Genomic DNA, 1989 nt, shown 5'->3' with positions numbered 1-1989 from the left:
TTCTTTTGTAGGTAATGTTTCTGACCATTTAATTACCCAATCGGGAGCCCTGCCGGTGAAGCCTTTGTGGTTAGTATTATGTTTTTTTACACGTTCATCCAAGTTGGATGTAGAACCAACATAGTATTTGTCAAGCGACATAGAATATAGTATGTAAGTGAAAAACATATGCTTAAACAAAAAGCCCTACATTTCTGTAAGGCTTTGTGGGAGTTACTGGGTTCGAACCAGTGACCCTCCCGATGTAAAATCGGGATGCACTGAACCAGCTATTTTGAACTGGCAATAAGCTGTTGTATCATTTTTTTACTTTTCCAGGATTTTATCTGACGCTCGCGCATGCCTGCATCTTCTTTTGTAGGTAATGTTTCTGACCATTTAATTACCCAATCGGGAGCCCTGCCGGTGAAGCCTTTGTGGTTAGTATTATGTTTTTTTACACGTTCATCCAAGTTGGATGTAGAACCAACATAGTATTTGTCAAGCGACATAGAATATAGTATGTAAGTGAAAAACATATGCTTAAACAAAAAGCCCTACATTTCTGTAAGGCTTTGTGGGAGTTACTGGGTTCGAACCAGTGACCCTCCCGATGTAAAATCGGGATGCACTGAACCAGCTATTTTGAACTGGCAATAAGCTGTTGTATCATTTTTTTACTTTTCCAGGATTTTATCTGACGCTCGCGCATGCCTGCATCTTCTTTTGTAGGTAATGTTTCTGACCATTTAATTACCCAATCGGGAGCCCTGCCGGTGAAGCCTTTGTGGTTAGTATTATGTTTTTTTACACGTTCATCCAAGTTGGATGTAGAACCAACATAGTATTTGTCAAGCGACATAGAATATAGTATGTAAGTGAAAAACATATGCTTAAACAAAAAGCCCTACATTTCTGTAAGGCTTTGTGGGAGTTACTGGGTTCGAACCAGTGACCCTCCCGATGTAAAATCGGGATGCACTGAACCAGCTATTTTGAACTGGCAATAAGCTGTTGTATCATTTTTTTACTTTTCCAGGATTTTATCTGACGCTCGCGCATGCCTGCATCTTCTTTTGTAGGTAATGTTTCTGACCATTTAATTACCCAATCGGGAGCCCTGCCGGTGAAGCCTTTGTGGTTAGTATTATGTTTTTTTACACGTTCATCCAAGTTGGATGTAGAACCAACATAGTATTTGTCAAGCGACATAGAATATAGTATGTAAGTGAAAAACATATGCTTAAACAAAAAGCCCTACATTTCTGTAAGGCTTTGTGGGAGTTACTGGGTTCGAACCAGTGACCCTCCCGATGTAAAATCGGGATGCACTGAACCAGCTATTTTGAACTGGCAATAAGCTGTTGTATCATTTTTTTACTTTTCCAGGATTTTATCTGACGCTCGCGCATGCCTGCATCTTCTTTTGTAGGTAATGTTTCTGACCATTTAATTACCCAATCGGGAGCCCTGCCGGTGAAGCCTTTGTGGTTAGTATTATGTTTTTTTACACGTTCATCCAAGTTGGATGTAGAACCAACATAGTATTTGTCAAGCGACATAGAATATAGTATGTAAGTGAAAAACATATGCTTAAACAAAAAGCCCTACATTTCTGTAAGGCTTTGTGGGAGTTACTGGGTTCGAACCAGTGACCCTCCCGATGTAAAATCGGGATGCACTGAACCAGCTATTTTGAACTGGCAATAAGCTGTTGTATCATTTTTTTACTTTTCCAGGATTTTATCTGACGCTCGCGCATGCCTGCATCTTCTTTTGTAGGTAATGTTTCTGACCATTTAATTACCCAATCGGGAGCCCTGCCGGTGAAGCCTTTGTGGTTAGTATTATGTTTTTTTACACGTTCATCCAAGTTGGATGTAGAACCAACATAGTATTTGTCAAGCGACATAGAATATAGTATGTAAGTGAAAAACATATGCTTAAACAAAAAGCCCTACATTTCTGTAAGGCTTTGTGGGAGTTACTGGGTTCGAACCAGTGACCCTC

The 1989-nt window shown here is 39.9% G+C and carries 6 protein-coding genes; all 6 read right to left on the bottom strand.

Annotated elements, in window-relative coordinates; translation table 11 throughout:
• A partial coding sequence (locus EWM62_RS19180) for a GIY-YIG nuclease family protein (RefSeq protein ID WP_129878280.1) occupies positions 1-168 on the bottom strand: 168 nt, incomplete at its 3' end.
• Positions 169-269: 101 nt separating this feature from the next.
• A complete protein-coding gene (locus EWM62_RS19170; protein WP_129877704.1) occupies positions 270-518 on the bottom strand; it encodes a GIY-YIG nuclease family protein in 249 nt (82 codons plus the stop codon).
• Between the two features lie 101 nt (positions 519-619).
• Positions 620-868: a GIY-YIG nuclease family protein gene (locus EWM62_RS19160; RefSeq protein WP_129877704.1), complete on the bottom strand. Its 249-nt coding sequence runs from the start codon at positions 866-868 to the stop codon at positions 620-622.
• A gap of 101 nt (positions 869-969) precedes the next feature.
• Positions 970-1218 (bottom strand): GIY-YIG nuclease family protein, encoded by a 249-nt coding sequence (locus tag EWM62_RS19150; protein WP_129877704.1) that lies wholly within the window; start codon positions 1216-1218, stop codon positions 970-972.
• Between the two features lie 101 nt (positions 1219-1319).
• Positions 1320-1568, bottom strand: a complete 249-nt coding sequence (locus EWM62_RS19140; RefSeq protein ID WP_129877704.1) for a GIY-YIG nuclease family protein — start codon at positions 1566-1568, stop codon at positions 1320-1322.
• 101 nt (positions 1569-1669) lie between these two features.
• On the bottom strand, positions 1670-1918 hold the full coding sequence (locus EWM62_RS19130; RefSeq protein ID WP_129877704.1) for a GIY-YIG nuclease family protein: 249 nt from the start codon (positions 1916-1918) through the stop codon (positions 1670-1672).
• Positions 1919-1989: the final 71 nt, after the last annotated feature.

Source organism: Mucilaginibacter terrigena, from assembly GCF_004168255.1.
Lineage (GTDB): Bacteria > Bacteroidota > Bacteroidia > Sphingobacteriales > Sphingobacteriaceae > Mucilaginibacter > Mucilaginibacter terrigena.
Note: the sequence above shows the minus strand (reverse complement) of the source record. Positions and strands in the feature narration are given on the sequence as shown.

Excerpts from the sequence above, each read along its gene's own strand:
- EWM62_RS19160 (WP_129877704.1), bottom strand. The coding sequence starts at position 868 with ATGTTTTTCACTTACATACTATATTCTATGTCGCTTGACAAATACTAT.
- EWM62_RS19130 (WP_129877704.1), bottom strand. The coding sequence starts at position 1,918 with ATGTTTTTCACTTACATACTATATTCTATGTCGCTTGACAAATACTAT.
- EWM62_RS19170 (WP_129877704.1), bottom strand. The coding sequence starts at position 518 with ATGTTTTTCACTTACATACTATATTCTATGTCGCTTGACAAATACTAT.
- EWM62_RS19140 (WP_129877704.1), bottom strand. The coding sequence starts at position 1,568 with ATGTTTTTCACTTACATACTATATTCTATGTCGCTTGACAAATACTAT.
- EWM62_RS19150 (WP_129877704.1), bottom strand. The coding sequence starts at position 1,218 with ATGTTTTTCACTTACATACTATATTCTATGTCGCTTGACAAATACTAT.